Origin of the sequence: Pantoea sp. OXWO6B1 (assembly GCF_001641135.1) — a bacterium.
GTDB lineage: Bacteria > Pseudomonadota > Gammaproteobacteria > Enterobacterales > Enterobacteriaceae > Pantoea > Pantoea allii.
The window spans coordinates 12,347-31,218 of record NZ_CM004291.1; the positions used below are offsets into that span (position 1 = coordinate 12,347).

An 18,872-nucleotide genomic window follows, 5' to 3' on the forward strand; every position below is an offset into this window, starting at 1 on the left:
CGCAAGCGGGAGGAATAATGAAGCTCGAGGTTAAAGAATCACGCGACCGCCTGCTGGCCCTGCTTCTGCTCACGCTCAGCGGTCTGCTGATTGTCAGCGTTCTGGCCAACTGCATAACCGGTTCGCTGGCCTGGTACTGTTACTGGCATCAGCGGACCATAACCACGCCGATGGTCTATGACCGTCCCTTTTCATCGACCATGGACGGCGGGGACGACAACCTGTACAGCATGCTGGCCCGATCGCTCATCAGCCTTCGCCTGAGCGTTACCCCTGAAACCGTGGACAGACAGCATGCGCGGCTGCTGAGCTGGGTGCCGCCGGAGGAGCGTTCTGCGCTGAAGAAAGCGCTGGTCGTTGAGGCAAGCTACATAAAGAAAAACGGCATCTCCAGCGTTTACAGTATTGAACATGAAGCCACCGATCCTAAAACGGGCGACATCATCGTGGGCGGCACGATACATGCCAGCACCATGAACGGCACCGTGGCGCTGAACCAGCCCGGCGCTGTCCGGACTGCCACCGCTAACGGCGTCTCAAGAACCGACCTGCCTGACGAGAAAAAAGCATACCGCCTGCACATTCAGTACGACAACGGGCTCATCCGCCTGACGGCGTTCCCTGAAGTGGCCTGGCCTGCCATTTTCAACAACGATGATTCCGGGACAAAACCATGAAAATCTCCCTGACTGCCGCACTGGTTGCCGGTGCCTGCCTGTCGCCCTGCGCCATCGCCGCCATCACCGGACCAGCGGGCACGGTTTTTGATAACAATGCGCATCTGCGCTCAAAGATGAGCCTCACAAGCCCCAACAAAATCATCATCGACGGCGAGCTCATCACCGGCGTGTCGGGTCCGGACGGCGCGTTTACGCAGCAAAATACGGCCGACGGCGCGCTGCTGATTACGCCGCTCACGCCGCACGACTTCACCATCTTTCTGGAGACCGCCGACGGTATCAGCCTTTCGCTCGACGTGGTGCCGGAGAAGGGTAACGGGCGCACGCTGCTGCTCATACCGGCCCGCACGCGTCTGAAACCGAATCCGGACGCGAAGGCCTGGGAGGAAAGCCAGCCTTTCCAGAAAACCCTGGTGGCGCTGGCGCGCACCGTGGTGAACGGCGGCGTACCGGACAACTACACCGAGATTTCCGCCTCGCAGGGGCCGGACTACACCCCGGCTGCGGGCGTGCTGCTCACGCCGGAGCGCCAGTTGGCGGGGGCGCATTTCAGGATTATGCGCTACCGGATGAAAAACACCGGCTATGTCACCCGGCCCCTGACGGAGAAACAGTTCTGGCAGAAGGGAGTGCGCGCCGTAATGCTTTCCACCCGCACGCTTTATGCGGGCGGAGAGGGTTACGTCTGGGTGATTTTTTCCACCGATGAGGGGGGTGCATCGTGAGCAACATCAATACCGTCACCCGCCGTCGTCAGTGGCTGATAGCCGGCGGCGCACTGGCCGCCATGACCGTTACCGGCGGCGGTATCTGGTTTTACAACCAGCATCAGGCGGCGCTGAAGCATCAGGCGGCGCACAAGCCTGCCGACCTGACCGGTACAGGCCTTGTCACCCCGAGCTTTACCGACGCGGTGACGAACTCCGTACTGACGCAGCAGCAGAACAAAACGGCCGGGCTTGAGCAGGGACTGAAGGACCTCAACACCAAAGTCGACGGCCAGGCGGCCTCGCTTGACCGCAAGCTGGAGCAGATCACGGCGGCGCTGGACAAACTTCAGTCACAGGGCAGTCATTCTTCTGCGCCGGCTGGCGCAACCGGCACGCAGTCTGGTCCCGGTTCATCGCAGAGCGGGCCGGTTCCGCTGGGACCTGCCGGGCCGGCGCAGTGGCGTATCACCGATCCGGCCGGCGGTCCTGCCAGCAGTCAGGGCAGCCGTTTTTATCCCGGTCAGGCTCAGGGCACGCAGCCCGCAGCTGCCGCGTCGCAGACAGGCGGGCTGATGCGCAAAACCTTCACCTACGCCTCACTGAGCCGCAAGTGGCCGCATCTGCCCTGGATTTCATCCGGTTCGTTTTCACAGGCCGTGATGATCGAGGGAGCCGACGCCAACGCCAGCGTAACGGGCCAGCAGAACACCACGCCGGTGGTCCTTACTCTCATAGGCGACGTGTCTATGCCCAACGGCAAAACCTACAACATGGACCAGTGTCGCGTTACCGGTGAAATCTACGGGGATATCTCCAGCGAGCGCGGTGAGGTCCGCACGAAAAATATCAGCTGCAACCTGAAAAACGGGGACCACATCGATATGCCGTTTGAAGGGCACGTGGCTTACCAGGGCAAGCAGGGCATCCGCGGCAAGCCGGTGATGCGTAACGGACAGATACTGATGAACGCTGGCGGCGCAGGCTTCCTGTCGGGCCTCGGAGACGGCTTCAAGTCGGCGGCCACGCCCATGGTGGGCCTGGGCGGGGCGACCACGATCGGTGCCGGCGACATCCTGAAACAGGGCTTTGGCGGCGGTGCCAGCAAGGCGGCCGACACGCTGAGCCAGTATTACATCAAGCGCGCCGAGCAGTATCACCCTGTCATTGATATCGGTGCCGGTAACGCCGTCACGGTGGTGTTTCAGCAGGGCTTTCGCCTGAAGACCATCGAGGAGCAGGAGGCCGATAAAGACAAACAGAACGCCTCACAGGTTCAGGTACAGGAAACGGCGGCCAACACGCCTGCCGTTAACGCTAACGGCAGCCGCCCGGCGGTGCTCGACCCCAATGAAGTACTGAAGCAGGCCAGCCAGCTCCGGCTGGGTGACACCATCAACTGACAGGAACACGCCGATGAAACAGTGGTACGTACTGCAGACGCTTTTTGGTCAGGAAAAACGCGCGGAAGCGCATCTGGAAAACCAGAACGTGGAGTGCTGGTTTCCCCTTTACACCGGCCGTCGGCTGGCGGACGGGAAGGTCACTTCCCTGAAGCCCACGCCGCTGTTTCCCGGCTATGGCTTTGCCTGCTTCGATCCGGAAAAAATTCACACCACGACCATCAAGGCCACGCGCGGCGTCTCGCAGATTGTGCGCTTTGGGGAGCGCCTGGCGGTCATGAGCGATGCTCAAATGAAGGCGCTGAAGGCCGGGGCGGGGCAGGTGGCACAGACCTGCGAAAAGCCGCCGGTGCACGGTGACACGCTTATTCTCGAAAGCGGCGTGTTTGAAGGGTTTGAGGCGGTATGGCATGAGCCGAAAGGCGCAAAGCGGGCCATTATGCTGATTACCCTGATGGGCAAGATTGTCGAACTGGATATGAGAAAAGTGCGCAATGAAGGTATCCGGTTCCGGTTTAAAAACAGCGGGGAGGTGAGAGTGTGAACCGTAAAGCGAAAACTCTGATTAATCCATGCCGGCCGTACCTGTACCCGGCCTGTGTTCCTCGGACAGCCTGTGTGGTTAATCAGGCCTGTTCAGCATGAGTAAAACGGATATGAACAATTCGAATGCAAGCCTTATGGTTTTTCTGCCTATCTTTCTTGTGCTTACCCTGAATCTGGTTGCTGTATACATCATGCTTAGTATGGGGGTGGGACCGTCCGGGGGAATAACGTGGCAGGTGTGGCGGATGCTGACCCTGCTTGCTGCGGCCACGCTGGGCTTACAGGTGCTTTCTTTGGGCAGCGGGTTGAGCATGGCGCCGGTTTTCTCAGGTCTCGTCACCTGGCTCATCGTGCCTGCGGGCTGGCTCGTTGAGGTTGCCCGTGCCGGTCAGCTTCAGGTGGCCAGCAAAGCATTCCTTTACATGGGCCCCTGCACAGGCGTTGTGCTTTCGTTCGGCGCGGCCGTATTTGTGCTTCTGTTCGAAAAAAGACGCCGGTAAACGGGACGGGGCAGCAATGAAAAGATTCAGTTTCAGGATGTATGTGCCACTGCTGGTTACCGGCATCGTCATGGGCGCAGACGTGGTGTTGTCTGCGTACTTTTTCAGGATACCTGACCATCTCTTAATCAGTAGTGCGTTACTGGGTATGACACTGCCGCTGGTTTTTAAGGTCATGAAACTGACCTGGCGCATAAGCAGGCACGATTTTTACAGCCACATGATGGTCATCCCGTTCTTTCCCTGGCTGTGGCTGGCCGGAATAAAGCTGGCAGAACTCATCACCACCGGAATGTCCTCCGTCCGTTTACCCGCATCCGGCCTGGTCGGTGCCACAGCGATGGTGAGCATCGCCTTCACCCTGTTCCAGGTCTGGCGTTTTCACGCAACGGTTGTAAAAAGTCCTGTTTGGGCTGGCAGGCCAGAGCCCCGTGGAGTGGAAAAGAATGAAACTGAAGAAAGGTAAATGCCTGGTTCTGCTGTCAGTGATGCTGCTGTGCGCCTGTGACAGTGAGGAGTCCCGTTTTGATGCCGCCCGGACCCGCGCCCTGCAGAATCCTGATCCGTGGCAGGCCTATGTGCAACTGAGCGCTGATGCTGAAAGAGACTGCCCCTCCGGACTGCTTGAGTCAGCCTGCTCCGGTAAGACCCTGGCTGACTATCGCGGACTTGCGCAGACGCTTTATCGCAAAGCCCTCAGCCGTTCCTCACCGGGTGCTTTTGCAGACCTGTTTTTGCGGTCCGTGCCGCCCGGGAGGCTGGAGCCACAGATGCCCGAACTGGCAAAAAAACTGATTGTCATGGCCGGAGAGTCGCCCGGAGACCGGGCGTCTGCGGCGCTGCTTCTGGCCGCCGGTGACGTCCTGCAGAAAGGAGAATGGGTGCAGAAGGACAGCGTGCAGGCCGCCGCGTTTTACGCGCGGGCATGGCTTGCCGGAAGTGCAAAAGCGGCCTCCAGACTCAGCCACCTTTACAGTCTTCAGCATGACGACGCCAGTGCACTGTTATGGCAGAACCGCTGCACCGGTGAGTGTTACCCGGGACAGGAGCTGGTTGATGTGCCGGACTCGTGGAGTCCCAGGAAGATTCTGCGTATTCAGGCGCTCGCAAAAGACCGCAGCATCGTCACGGTGAACGGACAGGCCGACTGGGAGGATAAATGAAACCTCTTCTTAAAGGCGCGATTTTAGCGCTGTGCCTCATGCAGGTGCCGCCGGTCATGTCGGCCAGTTTCGCTTCCCGATCATCCTTTAGGTCATCTGCGGGCTTTGCCGCCCGAAGCCCGGCTTACCGGCCATCATCATCGGGCAGCGCCCCTGTTTACCGGAGCTTCAGGCCGGAAACAGGCAGCAGAACAGCGGGAGGCGCCAGCGGCTCAGCCTCGGGCAGGGTTAACAGTGCGTCATCAGCATTCCGGCCGACGCCCGCAGCCCCGCGGTCGCTGCTCAGCGGCAGCGGCACCTGGCCCTCTGCCAGACTCCAGACCATTATCAGGGAGAAGGAGGCCAGCGGGCCCGGCTGGGTTGGAACGGCCGCACTGGTGTGGTTGCTGAGCCGGCATGATCTGTCATCAGGCGATCGGGCATGGATTAACGAGCGGCTGCGTGAAGCGAACAATAACGCCGTCAGTGAACCGGACGCGCCTGTCGCTGAGCAGTCCGACGTGCGCTTTCAGTGGGCTGTTCCGGCACTTATTGTGAGTGGTCAGCCGGTGAAAATCGTCGTGACGGCGGTTCGTCACGGGAAAGCGCTTGTTCCCGCCTGCGAGCTCGGCGACATGAAAAGCGAGCAGGAAAACAACGCGGCCGTTCTGAACTGGACGCCAGAAAACACGTTTTCTGCCGTGGCGACCTGCAGGGCAGAGGGCTGGGTGGACCAGCGTCTTCTGGCGGTTTCTCAGACCAGTGGGGGGAAACTATGAATCAGTCCCGGAGAGACGGTACTTTTCAGGCGCGCTGGAAACAGTTTTCGCGTATCCGGCTTATGAATCACCTGTGGATGAAAAGACATCCTGTACACATTGAAACCTGGTGTGTCTGGTCTGTCACAGCCGCGCTTACGCTTATCTGTATGGCTGACATTTTTTCGTCTCAGCTGCGTCCCTTACTGCTGACGGCAGATGTGGCAGGGCTGATACTGTCATTCGGGCTCTGGCTGCGGTGGCGGAGAAAACCACAGAGCTGGTGCGGCCTGATAGCCGCAGAGCTGGCTTCATATCCGCCTGCCGATCATGACGCCTTTACCCGGTTGCAGCAAAACGTACGGCAGGAAGGTCACCTTGATCAGGATGCGCTGGACAGGTGGATAAGAAGGGAGCTGCGCGCCCTGACGCGGCAGGACTTTGGTTTTACTTCCCGCAACACAATTCAGGAGACGGAGGCTCAGCACCATGACTTTGCGCAACGTCCGTGAAAACCGTATCCGACTCTGCTCTCTGCGCGTCCGGTATCGTCAGGCGTGGCGGTCACAGGCTGACAGTAACACGCTGGCTGCGCTGCTGAGGGCCATTGAGTCAGTTCATCAGTCACTGAAATCCCCCGAATGCGGTGAGAAAACCCTTAACTCAGATGCCAGTGGCAGTAATAACGGAGGGCAGGCTGATGCTTAACGGCCCCGGAATACTGACGCCTGACCAGAAAAGGTTCTGGCACATCTTTGCAGAACTGCAACGCTGGAGAAATAACGATCCGCCGCCACAGGGGGCAGGTCCGGAGTGGTGCCTCATCCTTTCCTTAGCCGGGATCGTCACGGGAGGGCTGATTCTGATGGCCACGCCCGGCCTGTTACTGACCGGAGCTGCAGCCTTTACCGGCTCTTTGCTTGTCTGGACCTACGCCTGCAGGCGGGTCCGGAACCGTCCCACACTGCGCTGGCCGGAGCGCCTGGACAGACTGCTCAGCCAGTACCGGCCCGTTGATTCTGAGGCCTGGGCGGAGCTGAAGGCAGACGTGGTCTCGAAGGATGCGCTGACGCTCGCGGCCTTACAGCGCTGGATGGCAAAGGAGCGCGTGTACTATTCGTACCCGAAAGCGAGAAATCCGGCCCGGTGGCGGTTCCTGCAGAATCATGCAGACAAGCAGCTGTCAGGGCATGCCGGGGAGGCTGAGCGTTAAGGCGATTAAATATGTGCCGGGCAGGACGGTAACTTTCTTCTGTTCGCCAGGGAGGCTTTAGCCTCACCTTAAATCCCCCCCGGTAAAGCCAGCTGACAGTTAAACATTAAGGTTAATAAAATGTTGTTTCATCACATAAATGACTGGTTATGTACCGGCCTCAATGGCTGCGTCAATATCCGGCACAGACTGCCGCCACTGGGCGGCATAGTCGAATGTGTCATCATTATTAGCATCATGGGATGGCTGCTCAGCAAAATCTACGGCTGGCGTCCGGTTATATTCAGCGTGGTATTTGCCGTACTGATAAACCTTTTTATGTATGTTCGGCTCAGTGCCGGTCACTTGCCGCAGGGAGATGCAGCCATGTTTGCGCTGTTCAGCGGATTCAGTTTAATCATCTGCTTAGCCTTTGAAGCGCTACTGATAAGAGATTATCCCCGTTTACGTTATGGCCTGCGATTAATGATGGCCCTGTTGTCCGGATGTATGACCCTGGCTATCTGGTTGCAGGCCGGCGTTCGGGCATGAACCTTTTTATTTATGAATAAAACTGACATTTTCATTTAATGCTCCTTATCTGCAGGCAGCAACCCGTTTAATCCGACAGGCCTTTCTTACCGCCACTTTTTTATTCAAACCTTATCCGCGGCGCTGCCGCACCAGAGGACTTCACCATGCAAAAACTGTTTGCGTGCGCACTGCTGTGCGCGGCGCTTACCGGCTGCGCCGGCATGAACACCGACTTTGACTGCAACAAAACGGCAACGGACCAGTGCCTGTCCATGAGCGAGGCCAGTCATCTGGCCGCGCAGCACAAAAGCCTGGATGACCTGAGCGGGGAAAATGCTGCCGGCCCAAAGCCTGCCGCTGAGCCGCTGGCCGTACCGGTGAACGTCAAAAGCACCGTCAGCCCGGACCGCCATATCAGCGTGGCAGGCACAGCGCCCCGTTCGGGACGCGGGACAGCGGCAGGCCAGAGCATGACGTCACCGCTGCCTGCCTACAGGCCTGTCAGCGCGCCCACGGCGGAGGCTGACAATGGCCCCGGCGAAGTGGACGCACGCCGCACGCCGGATGTGACGCAGCGGCTGTGGATCGCGCCCTGGGTGGATGACCAGGACAGCTTTCACCAGCCCGCCGTCGTGGAGTTTGTGAAAAACCGGTCCCGCTGGGACCAGGACTACCGCGTGATCAGCGGGGGCCAGTGATGAAAATTTTTAACAGAGACATTCTTTCGGGTGCGTGTTTTCAATCGTCATGTACCGGGCATGGCCGGGGCCGGGCGGTCTGGCTGACCCGCCATGCGCCCGCAGGTATGGCGTCGGCAAGGGCGATGTTGCATCAGGCCTGTCGGGAAAATCTGTATGACATTCATTTGTCTGACCCGCTCTCAAACGCTTACGTGACAGGCCATGCCGGAAAGGGCTGCCTGTGCGATGAAAGCGTGCTGACGACAAAAGGGGTAAAGGAGGAGAGACAGCATGGCGAATAAATGGCTCGATCAGCTCGCGGGAATACTGGAAAGCGGCCGCCAGGTGAGCGGTGCAAAAGAGGCGTCGGCGGCGCTGCAGCAGAATTTCAGCTATCCCTCGCTCAGCAGTCTGCTGCCCTGGCGCATGTACGACGGGCAGAGCGACCTCTACATCAACGGCCGGTCCGTCGGGTTTATGCTGGAGCTCTCACCGCTTATCGGCGCCAACCAGCAGGTGGTGCAGGGCCTCGACGCATTGCTGCGCGAAAAGCTGCCCCGCAAAATGCCACTGACCGTGATGATGGTGGCCAGCAAGTGCGTGGGCGGGATGCTCCAGCAGGCGCTCAGCGCCGACATGTGGAAGGGGCCGATGGCACCGCGCCTGAACGCCATTACGCGGGCCTACTGGGAGCGGGCCGCGCTCAAGGGCTTCACCAACCAGCGTGAGTATCCGCTGTACCTGCGCAACTACCGCGTCTTCCTGGTCTACGCCCAGTCCGGCCGGGGCGGCATCAGCGGCATGGATGAGGTCAGCCGGGTGCGTGACAGTGTGACCATGGCCCTGAAAGGGTCTTACATGGACTGCCGACGGGTCCAGCCCGGCGAGTTTCTGTCGGTAATGCGCGAGCAGCTGAACTACCGCCCGGGCCAGGTCACGGCCAGCGACGGCTACTGGAACCCGGACCAGGAGCTTCACCGCCAGGCGGTGCACCCCAGCACCGAGCTGGAGGTGTATCCCGGCTATCTGCGCATGCTCACCGCGCGCCAGCCCGAAGACCGCCGCCTCGACGAGGATGACGATTCGCTGGTGTCAGCCACGCGCATCGTCAGCATGCAGCTGAGCGAAGCGCCGAAGCAGTTCGCACTGTGGCAGGGTGCAGACAACCTGCAGAACATGCGCTTTCCCGAGCTGGGCATTCCCTGTCCGTTTATCCTGAGCTGGACGGTGGCGGTGGAGGACCAGATGCAGAGCCAGAATGAGGCCTTCCGCAAAGAGCAGGATCTGGCCAAGAAGGTGGCCAGCACCTATGCGCGCCTGTTTCCTGACGTTGAGCGATCCTATCGCGAGTGGAAGGAACTCCGGCAGGGCCTCAGCACCAACGAAATTTCCATGTGTGACATCAATTTCAACCTGACGCTCTTCACGCCGGACAGCGACAAGGAACAGCAGTTCTGCGAGGTCAAGGCCGGAAACGTGTTCAGCAAAAACGGCCTGCAGATTTCTTCGCCCAAGATGATGCAGCTGCGCAACTGGCTCACCACACTGCCGTTTGTGGTGCAGGAGGGGCTGTGGGATGACATGCAGCGCATGGGGGCCACGCTGCGCTGCAAGACGTTCAACGCCGCCAACCTGATGCCGGTAGTGGCGGAGCGGCAGATGTCCAAGAAAGGCAGTCCGCTGCCGACCTACCGCAACCAGCTGACGTTTTTTGACATGTTCGAAAAGAGAAACGGCACGACCAACTCGAATATTGCGGTGACCGGCACCACCGGGGCAGGAAAATCCTTCTTCATTCAGGAACTGCTGCGCCAGGTGCTCAACTCCGGCGGATACGGCTGGGTTATCGACATGGGGGAGAGCTACAAAAACTTCTGCCACCAGGCGGGCGGCGTATATCTCGACGGCGCGTCGCTGCGCTTTAACCCGTTTGCCAACATCACCGACGTCAACGACATGAAAAGGATGGCCGAGCGTGTCAAAGGTCTGCTGGCCGTGCTGGCCAATCCAGCAGGCGAGCTGGACCAGATCAGCGAGTCGGTGCTGCTCAAGGCGGTCAACGCCGCCTGGGAGGCCAAACAGAACAAGGCACGTATTGACGACGTGGTCTACTACCTGAAGTCGGATGTGGTGCAGCAGGAGTACGGGCAGCAGCCGACCATCATGAGCCGCATTCACGAGCTGGTGCTGTTGCTCGACCAGTGGTGCACCTGGGGAACGAACGGAGAATACTTCAATTCCGACAACCCGACCCTGAACAGCGAGACACGTTTTGCGGTGCTGGAGATGCTGAGCCTGGAAAGCCAGCCGCACCTGCTGTCCGCCATCCTGTACTCACTGATCCTGGCGATTCAGGACAAGATGTATCACTCGTCGCGCAAGATCAAAAAACTGGCGGTTATCGACGAGGCCTGGCGCCTGTTCAGCGGCCACAACCCCCACGCGGCGCGCTTTATCGAAACGGGGTACCGCACGGTGCGCCGCCACATGGGCGCTTTCATCACCATCACGCAGGGGATCAGCGACTTCACCGGCCTGCCGGAGCAGCCTGCCCCGTCGGCAGCGGCGGCGGCCTGGACCTGTTCGGGCACCAAGGTGACGCTGCTGCAGGATAACAAGGCGCTGACGACCTACCTGAACGCCAACCCGGACCAGTTCAGCGAAATGGAAACGCAGATCATCCGGGGCTTTGAGGCGGCCGGCGATACCGGCTTCAGTTCGGTCATGATGTCAACCGGCAAGAACACCTCGTTTCACCGCGTGTTCACCGATCCGGTCACCCGGGCCATGTTCAGTTCAGAACCCAGTGAGTTCCAGTACATGGCGGATGCGCAGAAGGCGGGGGCCAGCAGTGAAGAAGCGGCCTACATGCTGGCCTCTGAGCCGTTCAAGTTCGGCGAGGAACTGTCAACGCTGGAGCTGTGGGCGGGACTGAGGAAGCCGGAAAGCCAGAAGGAAAAACATTATGCATGATGACAGACAGCCTGTGAGCGAAACGGCACCGACAACTGCTGCCCGTGAGGGCTCAGGACGCCTGAAGACCTGGATTCGGGTGTGCTGCGCAGTGCTGCTGCCGGTGGCCTGTGCCGGTATCAGCGTACTGGCCTCCCGGCTCGCGCAGCCCGACACCGTGGTCTTTGACATGCGGGGAACGGTTAACGCGTTCAAGCAGCAGTCCGCGCAGGTGACGCTGACGCCTGAGCGAGCCGCCTCGCTGACGACGCGCTTCAATAATGCCCTGCGAAGCAGCCTGACTGACTGGCAGCAGGCACACAACGCGGTGATTCTGGAGAAGGGGGCCGTGGTGAGTGAGGCACAGGACATCACGCCGGTGATCCAGGCCGATATCGCCCGGCAGATGCACGCGGCGCAGCCGGCCGGTGGCGCGCCGGACCTGAGCGGAGAGAAACCATGAGACGACAGCTGGGTGCGCTGCTCCTGGCTCTGGTGGTGTGGCCCGCATGCGCGAAAGATCTGGGCACGGTCGGGCATCTGTTTCCGATAGCCGAACCCGACCTGCTCGATTTCATCGGGCAGCGGCTCAAAACCCTGCGTGACAGCGGTGAGCTGGACCGGCTGCAGCGCGAAGCCGTGGCGCGGGTGAAGGCCCACGCGGTTCGCCCGCCGCCCGTTGCAGGCCTCTCGCCGGCAACAAAGGACAGGGTGTACCGCTACGATCCGACCTTTACCGTGGGCGAGACCATCCGCGACATGAGTGGCCACGTCATCGCCCGGGCCGGGGAAAAAATCAATCCGCTTGACCGCGTGCCTTACAGCGAAACGCTCTACTTCATTGACGGCGACAGTCCGGTGCAGATGGGGTGGGTCCGGCAGCAGATAAAAGGCGGGCAAAATTTCAAGGTCATCCTGGTAAAAGGCAACATTCACGATACCAGCATTGCGCTGGATGAACCGGTCTACTTTGACCAGTACGGTACGTTAACAACAAAGTTTGGCTTTGAGCACACGCCGGTCCGCATCACGCGCGACGGCCGGGTGCTCAGGGTCGAGGAGGTGGCACTGAAATGAGACATGAAACGCTCCCTTTTTCAGCAGCGGTGCGCATGAACGAGCAGGACAAAGAGGAACTGCGCAGCATGACCGGCGAAAACCCCATGTATTCCGAGTCAAAAATTATCCGTGCTGCCATCCGCTTCTTTGGGGCGGTCAGCGAGGATGTCCGGCGGGACATCATTATCGCCTCGCTGAACAGAGAGGATGTGCGGCAGGTTATGCGCCGGCACGGTATTTACGCGGCTGAAGACAAGGAGCTGCCAGAGAGGGGCTGAGCCAAATCTGACAGCCTGAGCCATCCCGCCGCCGCGTTTACTGAAGCGGGTCTGAAAGGAGAATGCGATGAGAGACTGGAGACTGCTGTGTGATGCGGGTGTGCTGTGTGCGCTCACATGGACGGCACTGAGGCGAAAAAACGCGGCCCCCGGGCAACGGTCATCTGGAAAAGGCTGGCATGGCGGCGTGCCTGAATCGACAGGGCAGGAATGCAAAGAACGACGTGAAGGGATAAGACAGCGAGATATACACGCAGGCTGGGTCCGCGAGGCCTGGCCGCTGCAGCAGGTCAGCATCATGTGTCAGAGTTCGCCGGGCACATTGAAGGCGGATATACCGGACGGGCTGCGGCAGCTTGCACGCGTGCTCAGGAAGGACAGCGGCGTATTTACCGGCGGCAGGTGCGGCGGTGACCGTATCCTGCGCTGGCACATGGTGTCGCAGATAGTCACAGACGGCGTGACTTATTTCAGCCCGTACCCCAGTGGAGGCACCGCATTGCCGGATGCCTACACGCGGGCGTTCGGGCCACACACTGATCTGCCTGACCGTGACACGGCAGTGGTTCTGCTGCAGGGTGACTGTCAAACCCCATCGGAGACGCTGCCGCATTTCCTGCACACCGTCGCAGCGGAAATTGAGCACGGGGTGTCGCGCTACGGCATCAACGATCGCGGCATAGGCTGGGCATTCATGACCTATCCGGCAAAACCGCTGCTCAGCAGCGCCTCACGCGGTGGCAGCCAATATCCCGACCGCCGGACCGTATTGAAAGGAGTAAGCCAGTGACAATTACTAAGTGCGTGTCTGCACTGTTGCTTTCCGTTGCCGTAGTGGGTTACGCCCGCTTTTTGTACAGATGTTATCGTGCAGAGCGCAGGGAAGCAGACAGAATTCTCAGAGCCTATACCGACATGAAGGCCCACCTAGCTCTTGAAGAGGACGCCCAAAACAGGACGGCCGAAAGGCTGGGAGTGGATAAACGCTGGTATCACGAGGCGTGGCCCCTTGCACAGGTCACCCTGGTCCTCTCGACGCCACCCGGCGGACTTAACAGCATCGTGCCTGACATGCTGCGCAAGATGAGCTTACGTTATGAAAATCCCGAGATACAGGGCATGCTGGATATTTCATCCGTTAAGGGCGTTCGGGAATATCACCGGTTTCGGGTGGTCCGTCAGGAACCCTCCTTTTTTGTCGGCGGCTGCGGAAGTGGCGTCTCACCCCTCGCCTGGGAAAACGTAATTTTTGACCCTGAAGCAGAACCTGAACGCGACCATCTTCTTGTGCTGGCGCAGAGGAACCGTCGCGAGGGGGCAAGCTTTTTCTGTTTCTGCTTTGAGCAAATAGCAGATGCGCTGGAAAAAGGTTTGCCCGCAGAGGCTGACCACGACGATGACTGCGGCTGGGCTTATCGTGCTTACCCTGCCAGCGTGACGTCAGCCGCGCTGGAGCAGGGCATCATGTAAAAAGCAGAAAAACACACCGTTGGCGGCTGGGCCTTTCGGACGTTTCCGGCCCGCTGACAAAACCTTCTTAAACCGGAGTTAAGATTATGGACAGGTACAGCATTGTATTTACTCTGGCACTGACGGTGTTTTTTGCCACAGCTCTGGCCATAAAGCATTTCGCGTGAGTGTCTGAAACCTACCTTCCCGCTGCACGCAGGCTGTTCGTTCCTCGCCCTGCTGCGGTACGCCTCAGCCTGCATTTCGCGGGCAGGCCTGATTAACTGATGCGGGCAGCTCCGCAGCCCTGTTTCCGGAATCTCATTTATGACAAATCATGCTGACATATCGGCCCGTGAGGTCGTGCGCGATCGCTGGGGCCACTGGACCCATCCTTTTTATTATTCACCGCCTGAAAATGGAGAGTTTGCGCCGCCCGGTGCATTTAATGACTGGCTGAAGACGCACAGCCTGCAGTCAGCCACCTCGTGGATGGAAAACGACGTGGAAAACCGGCAGATGGAACACTACTGGAAAACCGGTGACTGCAGCGACTGGGTGCCGGTGAGTCCGCCCGGTGAGGGCTGGTTTACCGGCAGCATCCATGACACCGACGACGGTCCGGTCTGCGTCTGGCTCCGTCCGCTGACGGCAAAGGCGGACGAATGAAACGATTATTACTGATGCTGTGCCTGCTGCTGTCGGTGACGGCCATCAGGCCTGCCATGGCAGGCGGCAGTAACGCCGGTGACGGCCGGTGGGTGAATCCCATCAGCGACGTCTGCTGGAAGTGCCTGTTTCCCATGACGCTCGGCAGTATTCAGCTGGCGTCAGGCGCGCACCCGGACACACCCAATCCCGCGTCACCCATACAGCTGTGCCCTTACGGCATTTTTTACCGTCTGGGGCTGGCCATCGGCTTCTGGGAGCCGCTGGCGCTCACCGACGTCACGCGTGAACCGGGCGTGATGGTCAACATGGGCGGATTCAAAATTGACCTGGGGCGCACCGGCACCGGGACCGGAGGACAGAGTGACAGGCCCGAACCGGGGGCCTTCTATCACGTTCACTGGTACAAATACCCGCTGCTGTTCTGGCTGAACATCATCACCAGTACCGGCTGTATGCAGACCGGCGACATGGACATTGCATACCTCTCGGAAGTCGATCCGTTGTGGAACGACAGTACGCTCTCGATGATCATCAATCCGGAAGTGGCGCTGTTCAATAACCTGCTTGCGCAGGGGGCCTGTGCGGCGGACTCCATTTCGTCCACGGCGGGCATGCCGCTGGACCCGCTTTTCTGGTGCGCAGGCGCGCAGGGCTCGATGTACCCGTTCACGGGCTATACCAGCAACGAGTTTTCACCGCTGGAGGCGTCCCTGCTGGTGACGGAACGTATGGCCTTCAAGCTGCACCGTGAGGGGCTGGTAATGGAGACCATCGGAGCCGATACGGCGGTCTGCTATGAATATCCGTCCCCGATCATCCCAAAATCGCGATGGCGCTATCAGATGGTCAACATGTACCCCGAACCCAGCGACTGCCATCCGTTCGGGACCTCGACGCAGCTGTGGGGCAGCACCCATAACAGCCCGGCCACGAAAAAGAACTTTGGCTATCTGCTCTGGCGAAAGCGCAACTGCGTGTACCTCTGACGGCCCGCTGACCAGCGCTCGCCCGGCAGAGCATGACTTATTCAGAGGAACTGCCATGAAAACTTTCCTGATGACGGTGCTGGTTCTCGGCACCGCGCTCTCGTTCGCCCGTGCGGCAGAACAGCCAGCAGCCGGTCAGAACGACGTAGCCTGGATGAAACAGCAGCAGCGCGACCTGGAGCTGTTCAAAAAGCAGCTTCAGGGCACGAATATCGCCCTGCCGGATGCGCAGCAGGGGCGGGTGACGACGTTTCAGAATGAGATAGCCGCCGCTCAGGCGGAGCAGAACAGCGCCAGCCGCGAAACGCCCAGGGCCGTTTATTTTGTGAGCCTGGGGATTCCGCAGGAAGGGCTGCTGCCGATGCTGGAGGATGCGCGCCGTTTTGGCATCCCGGCGACCATCCGCGGGCTTGTAGACAATGATTTCCGCAAAACCGCCTCGATGATGTTTGACCTGTCGAAAAAGGACAAGCAGGCCGGCGTGCAGATCGACCCGACACTGTTCAGGCAGTACGGCATTAAGGCCGTACCGGCACTGGTGGTGACCTGCGGCGCTGAGTTCGACGTGATTTACGGCAGCCTGGAGCTGAAACAGGCGCTGAAAGAGGTGCAGCAGCGCGGTGACTGTGCCGGTACCGCCGCTCAGCTGCTTGAGGCCGGGGAGCGTCCGCGATGAAACGGTTCTGGCTGATTATGTTTCTGCTGATGAGCGGTATTCGCGGCGCGTATGCCGATGCCAACAGCGATGCCTTTAACGATGCGAGCGGTTTTGCTCAGGGGAATAAACATCAGGGGACATCAGCGGCCAGCGGAACGGACCCGGCTTCGGTGCTCCCCGGCTACACGGCAAATCCCTCCCAGAGCAGCAACTACGGCGGTGTGCGGGGCGGTGACGGTGGCATAGCAGACAAAGGTCAGACGTCGCTCAGTCAGAATGAAGCGGGGCAGACGGTCAATGATTCCAGTACCAGGAACCCCGCTACCAAAATCGATCCGAATGCGGATTTTATCCAGAACGGTAAAAACGCCGAGGCGAACGGCGGCAGCATCGTTGACGGCACCGGTTCGCAGTGCAGTGAAAAGGTCGTCTCCAAGTCGGTCTTTGAGAACTACAGCTGCGACCGTGACGTGAACCAGATACAGACCTGCGCCCGCACCGCAAGTATCCAGGTCACCGGCTCGAAAGAGACCTACACCACGCAGTTTGTGATGGACGCGAGGAACGCATCAGGCAATGACGAAGGGGACTGGTGGGTGCGTTATGACTTTACGGCCCCCGACGACGGAACGCTGAGCAGTGGCAGCTGGCTTTTTCAGCAGCCCGACTCACCTGACTATCACGGTGGCGGATTCACTTTTTCCATGCAGTCTTTAGGACAGTCGATCACATTCGACCTCAACAATTCAGGCACTTTCTCCATTGCGTCACAGCATGTCAGTAAGGGGCAGGTCATATCCATGAGGCTCCGGTGGAATGCTTCTGGCCATAACGACAGTTACCGGGATGGAATGAAGAGGGCGCTGGCAAACGGAAAGTACGTTGCAAGGATCACGCTTCCCATGACGGCCGAGCGCGACACCACCTCCTCACATGTGGTCTGGACCGAAAGCTGCCCCTTTGACAAATCAACGGCAACCAGCAGCGCGGGCTCGCAGTGCGTAGACCCGGGCGGGAACCGGACAATTACCCAGAACGGCCGGGATTACACCCAGTACAGCGACTGCTGGCAGTACTCAGACGCCTATGTCGTGCCGGTGAACTCCACGGGCAACTGCGATCAGCTCATCAACAACCGCAACTGCACGCTGGCCGGGCGAAGCTGCTCACAGTCTGAGGCGGGGGCGTGTATGCATGAAAATGACACCTATCAGTGCCAGACCGTGTACCAGTCAGAGGGGCAGCTGTGCGGCGGTCAGTACTTCTGCCGCACCGGCGACTGCAGCGAAACGGACGGCGCGGGGGATAACGGCTTTGACATGTCCGTATCGAAACTGGCCGGGCTGGCTTCGGCGGGCGATGACGTCAAAAAGGGCAGTCAGATCGACATCCGGGCCTTCACCGGTCAGGCCATGTCGTGCCGCAAAGCCGTCGCCGGCTTCTCCAACTGTTGTGTGGACACCGGCTGGGGTAACAGCGCGGGACTCGCCAACTGCAATAGCGAGGAGATGGCCATCGGCAAGGCGAAGGCCAAAAAGGTCACGGTCTACGTCGGTGACAAGTGCGACCACGCGGTGCTGGGCGTCTGCGTGCAGAAAAGCCAGGTTTACTGCGTGTTCGGCAGCAAGCTGAGCCGCATCATTCAGGAGCAGGGCCGCCGCGACCAGCTGCACATCGACTTCGGCAGCGGCGACTCCCCGAACTGTCGGGGTATTACCGTGCCGGAACTTCAGTCCATCAGCTTTGACCGGATCAACTTCCAGGACTTCTACAGCGACCTCATGGCCAACCAGAAAATCCCGGATGCGTCAGTGATGATTCAGCAGGCGAAAGACCGGATTGCGGCGCAGGTTAAGGCTCACCAGGGAGACAAAAAATGAGAAAACTGCTGTTTGCCTTTCTGCTGATGACGGGCGCGGCGGTGGCGGATGACGGGACGCCCGCCGATGCGGTGGTCCCGCCCGCCGATCCGTTCACCGGCTGGCACTGGTACAACGAGCCGAAAAAGCCGCCTTCGCGGCCGGCTCCCCGGCCACGGGCAGCACCGCCGGCGATACCGGACTTCAGCCGGCTGTCGCCCACTGAGCAGGCCGACGTTCTGAAGGGCTACACCCGGGAGGCGCTGGCGAACGCCATCCTGCATCCCACGGCGGAAAACACGGCGACGTTCCTGCGCTGGCAGAAGTTCTGGACCGACCATGCCTCGATGTTCAGCCAGTCCTTCGCGGTGGCGGAGCTGGACCATCCGGACCTGGACTACAACCTGGAGCACCCGCACTACAACAGCACCGCGCCCCTGCAGCAGGCAGAGGACCAGAAAGCGCAGGCCACCGCCATCAGCGAGATTGCCGGTCAGTACGGGCTGTTTTACTTCTACCGGGGCAAAGACCCGATAGACGCGCAGATGGCGGGCGTGGTGGAGGACTTCTGTAAGCGTCACACCATCCGGCTTATCCCGGTCAGCGTCGACGGCGTTGTGTCGCCCCAGCTGCCTGAAAGCCGACCGGACACCGGTCAGAGTACCCGCATGGGGATTACGCACTTTCCGGCACTGTTCCTGGTTGACCCGGTGGCCAGAACGCAGCGCCCCCTGGCCTACGGCTTTATGACCCAGGATGACCTGGCGAAGCGTTTTCTCAACGTGGCCACCGGCTTTAAACCCAACTTCTGAGGAGT

Annotated in this window: 25 protein-coding genes; all 25 read left to right on the forward strand. The window is 59.8% G+C overall.

Going from position 1 to position 18,872, the window contains the following annotated elements:
• Window positions 1-17: 17 nt before the first annotated feature.
• The 25 genes from A6A26_RS01270 (at window position 18) to traF (ending at window position 18,867) form a co-directional block, all read left to right on the forward strand.
• Window positions 18-677: a TraE/TraK family type IV conjugative transfer system protein gene (locus A6A26_RS01270; protein WP_063877118.1), complete on the forward strand. Its 660-nt coding sequence runs from the start codon at window positions 18-20 to the stop codon at window positions 675-677.
• Window positions 674-1,405, forward strand: coding sequence for an F-type conjugal transfer protein TraK (gene traK, locus A6A26_RS01275; protein WP_063877119.1), 732 nt, complete (start codon window positions 674-676; stop codon window positions 1,403-1,405). The genes A6A26_RS01270 and traK overlap by 4 nt, the downstream gene beginning before the upstream one ends.
• Window positions 1,402-2,790 carry an F-type conjugal transfer pilus assembly protein TraB gene (gene traB / locus A6A26_RS01280; protein WP_063877120.1) on the forward strand — a complete coding sequence of 463 codons (1,389 nt, stop codon included), beginning with the start codon at window positions 1,402-1,404 and terminating at the stop codon, window positions 2,788-2,790. Before traK ends, traB begins: the two co-directional genes overlap by 4 nt.
• 13 nt (window positions 2,791-2,803) lie before the next feature.
• Entirely contained in the window at window positions 2,804-3,334 is a 531-nt protein-coding gene (gene rfaH, locus A6A26_RS01285) for a transcription/translation regulatory transformer protein RfaH (RefSeq protein WP_063877121.1), read from the forward strand.
• Window positions 3,335-3,431: 97 nt separating this feature from the next.
• Window positions 3,432-3,836, forward strand: coding sequence for a hypothetical protein (locus A6A26_RS01290; protein WP_253851864.1), 405 nt, complete (start codon window positions 3,432-3,434; stop codon window positions 3,834-3,836).
• A gap of 16 nt (window positions 3,837-3,852) precedes the next feature.
• A complete protein-coding gene (locus A6A26_RS01295; protein ID WP_156506618.1) occupies window positions 3,853-4,302 on the forward strand; it encodes a hypothetical protein in 450 nt (149 codons plus the stop codon).
• Window positions 4,283-4,999, forward strand: coding sequence for a hypothetical protein (locus A6A26_RS01300; RefSeq protein ID WP_063877123.1), 717 nt, complete (start codon window positions 4,283-4,285; stop codon window positions 4,997-4,999). The genes A6A26_RS01295 and A6A26_RS01300 overlap by 20 nt, the downstream gene beginning before the upstream one ends.
• Entirely contained in the window at window positions 4,996-5,757 is a 762-nt protein-coding gene (locus A6A26_RS01305; protein ID WP_063877124.1) for a hypothetical protein, read from the forward strand. Before A6A26_RS01300 ends, A6A26_RS01305 begins: the two co-directional genes overlap by 4 nt.
• Window positions 5,754-6,248: a hypothetical protein gene (locus A6A26_RS01310; protein ID WP_253851865.1), complete on the forward strand. Its 495-nt coding sequence runs from the start codon at window positions 5,754-5,756 to the stop codon at window positions 6,246-6,248. The genes A6A26_RS01305 and A6A26_RS01310 overlap by 4 nt, the downstream gene beginning before the upstream one ends.
• Entirely contained in the window at window positions 6,226-6,444 is a 219-nt protein-coding gene (locus tag A6A26_RS01315; RefSeq protein ID WP_063877125.1) for a hypothetical protein, read from the forward strand. The genes A6A26_RS01310 and A6A26_RS01315 overlap by 23 nt, the downstream gene beginning before the upstream one ends.
• Window positions 6,437-6,949, forward strand: a complete 513-nt coding sequence (locus tag A6A26_RS01320) for a hypothetical protein (RefSeq protein WP_063877126.1) — start codon at window positions 6,437-6,439, stop codon at window positions 6,947-6,949. The genes A6A26_RS01315 and A6A26_RS01320 overlap by 8 nt, the downstream gene beginning before the upstream one ends.
• Before the next feature lie 120 nt (window positions 6,950-7,069).
• The gene (locus A6A26_RS01325) at window positions 7,070-7,480 is read left to right on the forward strand and encodes a hypothetical protein (RefSeq protein WP_063877127.1); all 411 of its coding nucleotides are present in this window, start codon (window positions 7,070-7,072) and stop codon (window positions 7,478-7,480) included.
• Between the two features lie 146 nt (window positions 7,481-7,626).
• A complete protein-coding gene (gene traV, locus A6A26_RS01330; RefSeq protein ID WP_063877128.1) occupies window positions 7,627-8,160 on the forward strand; it encodes a type IV conjugative transfer system lipoprotein TraV in 534 nt (177 codons plus the stop codon).
• Window positions 8,160-8,444, forward strand: a complete 285-nt coding sequence (locus tag A6A26_RS01335) for a hypothetical protein (protein ID WP_063877129.1) — start codon at window positions 8,160-8,162, stop codon at window positions 8,442-8,444. Before traV ends, A6A26_RS01335 begins: the two co-directional genes overlap by 1 nt.
• The gene (gene traC, locus A6A26_RS01340) at window positions 8,434-11,115 is read left to right on the forward strand and encodes a type IV secretion system protein TraC (RefSeq protein WP_063877130.1); all 2,682 of its coding nucleotides are present in this window, start codon (window positions 8,434-8,436) and stop codon (window positions 11,113-11,115) included. The genes A6A26_RS01335 and traC overlap by 11 nt, the downstream gene beginning before the upstream one ends.
• The gene (gene trbI / locus A6A26_RS01345) at window positions 11,108-11,557 is read left to right on the forward strand and encodes a type-F conjugative transfer system protein TrbI (protein WP_063877131.1); all 450 of its coding nucleotides are present in this window, start codon (window positions 11,108-11,110) and stop codon (window positions 11,555-11,557) included. The genes traC and trbI overlap by 8 nt, the downstream gene beginning before the upstream one ends.
• Window positions 11,554-12,171, forward strand: coding sequence for a type-F conjugative transfer system protein TraW (gene traW / locus A6A26_RS01350; RefSeq protein WP_063877132.1), 618 nt, complete (start codon window positions 11,554-11,556; stop codon window positions 12,169-12,171). Before trbI ends, traW begins: the two co-directional genes overlap by 4 nt.
• The gene (locus A6A26_RS01355) at window positions 12,168-12,431 is read left to right on the forward strand and encodes a hypothetical protein (protein ID WP_063877133.1); all 264 of its coding nucleotides are present in this window, start codon (window positions 12,168-12,170) and stop codon (window positions 12,429-12,431) included. The genes traW and A6A26_RS01355 overlap by 4 nt, the downstream gene beginning before the upstream one ends.
• A gap of 67 nt (window positions 12,432-12,498) precedes the next feature.
• Complete coding sequence (locus A6A26_RS01360; protein WP_063877134.1) at window positions 12,499-13,221, forward strand: hypothetical protein; 723 nt, start codon at window positions 12,499-12,501, stop codon at window positions 13,219-13,221.
• A complete protein-coding gene (locus tag A6A26_RS01365; protein ID WP_156506619.1) occupies window positions 13,218-13,901 on the forward strand; it encodes a hypothetical protein in 684 nt (227 codons plus the stop codon). The genes A6A26_RS01360 and A6A26_RS01365 overlap by 4 nt, the downstream gene beginning before the upstream one ends.
• A gap of 306 nt (window positions 13,902-14,207) precedes the next feature.
• Window positions 14,208-14,549: a hypothetical protein gene (locus tag A6A26_RS01370; protein WP_063877136.1), complete on the forward strand. Its 342-nt coding sequence runs from the start codon at window positions 14,208-14,210 to the stop codon at window positions 14,547-14,549.
• On the forward strand, window positions 14,546-15,538 hold the full coding sequence (traU, locus tag A6A26_RS01375) for a conjugal transfer pilus assembly protein TraU (protein WP_063877137.1): 993 nt from the start codon (window positions 14,546-14,548) through the stop codon (window positions 15,536-15,538). The genes A6A26_RS01370 and traU overlap by 4 nt, the downstream gene beginning before the upstream one ends.
• A gap of 55 nt (window positions 15,539-15,593) precedes the next feature.
• Window positions 15,594-16,214, forward strand: a complete 621-nt coding sequence (trbC, locus tag A6A26_RS01380) for a type-F conjugative transfer system pilin assembly protein TrbC (protein WP_063877138.1) — start codon at window positions 15,594-15,596, stop codon at window positions 16,212-16,214.
• Window positions 16,211-18,076, forward strand: coding sequence for a type-F conjugative transfer system mating-pair stabilization protein TraN (traN, locus tag A6A26_RS01385; RefSeq protein WP_063877139.1), 1,866 nt, complete (start codon window positions 16,211-16,213; stop codon window positions 18,074-18,076). Before trbC ends, traN begins: the two co-directional genes overlap by 4 nt.
• Entirely contained in the window at window positions 18,073-18,867 is a 795-nt protein-coding gene (gene traF, locus A6A26_RS01390) for a type-F conjugative transfer system pilin assembly protein TraF (RefSeq protein WP_063877140.1), read from the forward strand. Before traN ends, traF begins: the two co-directional genes overlap by 4 nt.
• Window positions 18,868-18,872 lie beyond the last annotated feature (5 nt).

Coding starts and splice junctions, on each gene's coding strand:
- A6A26_RS01270 (WP_063877118.1), top strand. CDS start 18: ATGAAGCTCGAGGTTAAAGAATCACGCGACCGCCTGCTGGCCCTGCTT.
- traK (WP_063877119.1), top strand. CDS start 674: ATGAAAATCTCCCTGACTGCCGCACTGGTTGCCGGTGCCTGCCTGTCG.
- rfaH (WP_063877121.1), top strand. CDS start 2,804: ATGAAACAGTGGTACGTACTGCAGACGCTTTTTGGTCAGGAAAAACGC.
- A6A26_RS01290 (WP_253851864.1), top strand. CDS start 3,432: ATGAGTAAAACGGATATGAACAATTCGAATGCAAGCCTTATGGTTTTT.
- A6A26_RS01295 (WP_156506618.1), top strand. CDS start 3,853: ATGAAAAGATTCAGTTTCAGGATGTATGTGCCACTGCTGGTTACCGGC.
- A6A26_RS01300 (WP_063877123.1), top strand. CDS start 4,283: ATGAAACTGAAGAAAGGTAAATGCCTGGTTCTGCTGTCAGTGATGCTG.
- A6A26_RS01305 (WP_063877124.1), top strand. CDS start 4,996: ATGAAACCTCTTCTTAAAGGCGCGATTTTAGCGCTGTGCCTCATGCAG.
- A6A26_RS01310 (WP_253851865.1), top strand. CDS start 5,754: ATGAATCAGTCCCGGAGAGACGGTACTTTTCAGGCGCGCTGGAAACAG.
- A6A26_RS01315 (WP_063877125.1), top strand. CDS start 6,226: ATGACTTTGCGCAACGTCCGTGAAAACCGTATCCGACTCTGCTCTCTG.
- A6A26_RS01320 (WP_063877126.1), top strand. CDS start 6,437: ATGCTTAACGGCCCCGGAATACTGACGCCTGACCAGAAAAGGTTCTGG.
- A6A26_RS01325 (WP_063877127.1), top strand. CDS start 7,070: ATGTTGTTTCATCACATAAATGACTGGTTATGTACCGGCCTCAATGGC.
- traV (WP_063877128.1), top strand. CDS start 7,627: ATGCAAAAACTGTTTGCGTGCGCACTGCTGTGCGCGGCGCTTACCGGC.
- A6A26_RS01335 (WP_063877129.1), top strand. CDS start 8,160: ATGAAAATTTTTAACAGAGACATTCTTTCGGGTGCGTGTTTTCAATCG.
- traC (WP_063877130.1), top strand. CDS start 8,434: ATGGCGAATAAATGGCTCGATCAGCTCGCGGGAATACTGGAAAGCGGC.
- trbI (WP_063877131.1), top strand. CDS start 11,108: ATGCATGATGACAGACAGCCTGTGAGCGAAACGGCACCGACAACTGCT.
- traW (WP_063877132.1), top strand. CDS start 11,554: ATGAGACGACAGCTGGGTGCGCTGCTCCTGGCTCTGGTGGTGTGGCCC.
- A6A26_RS01355 (WP_063877133.1), top strand. CDS start 12,168: ATGAGACATGAAACGCTCCCTTTTTCAGCAGCGGTGCGCATGAACGAG.
- A6A26_RS01360 (WP_063877134.1), top strand. CDS start 12,499: ATGAGAGACTGGAGACTGCTGTGTGATGCGGGTGTGCTGTGTGCGCTC.
- A6A26_RS01370 (WP_063877136.1), top strand. CDS start 14,208: ATGACAAATCATGCTGACATATCGGCCCGTGAGGTCGTGCGCGATCGC.
- traU (WP_063877137.1), top strand. CDS start 14,546: ATGAAACGATTATTACTGATGCTGTGCCTGCTGCTGTCGGTGACGGCC.
- trbC (WP_063877138.1), top strand. CDS start 15,594: ATGAAAACTTTCCTGATGACGGTGCTGGTTCTCGGCACCGCGCTCTCG.
- traN (WP_063877139.1), top strand. CDS start 16,211: ATGAAACGGTTCTGGCTGATTATGTTTCTGCTGATGAGCGGTATTCGC.
- traF (WP_063877140.1), top strand. CDS start 18,073: ATGAGAAAACTGCTGTTTGCCTTTCTGCTGATGACGGGCGCGGCGGTG.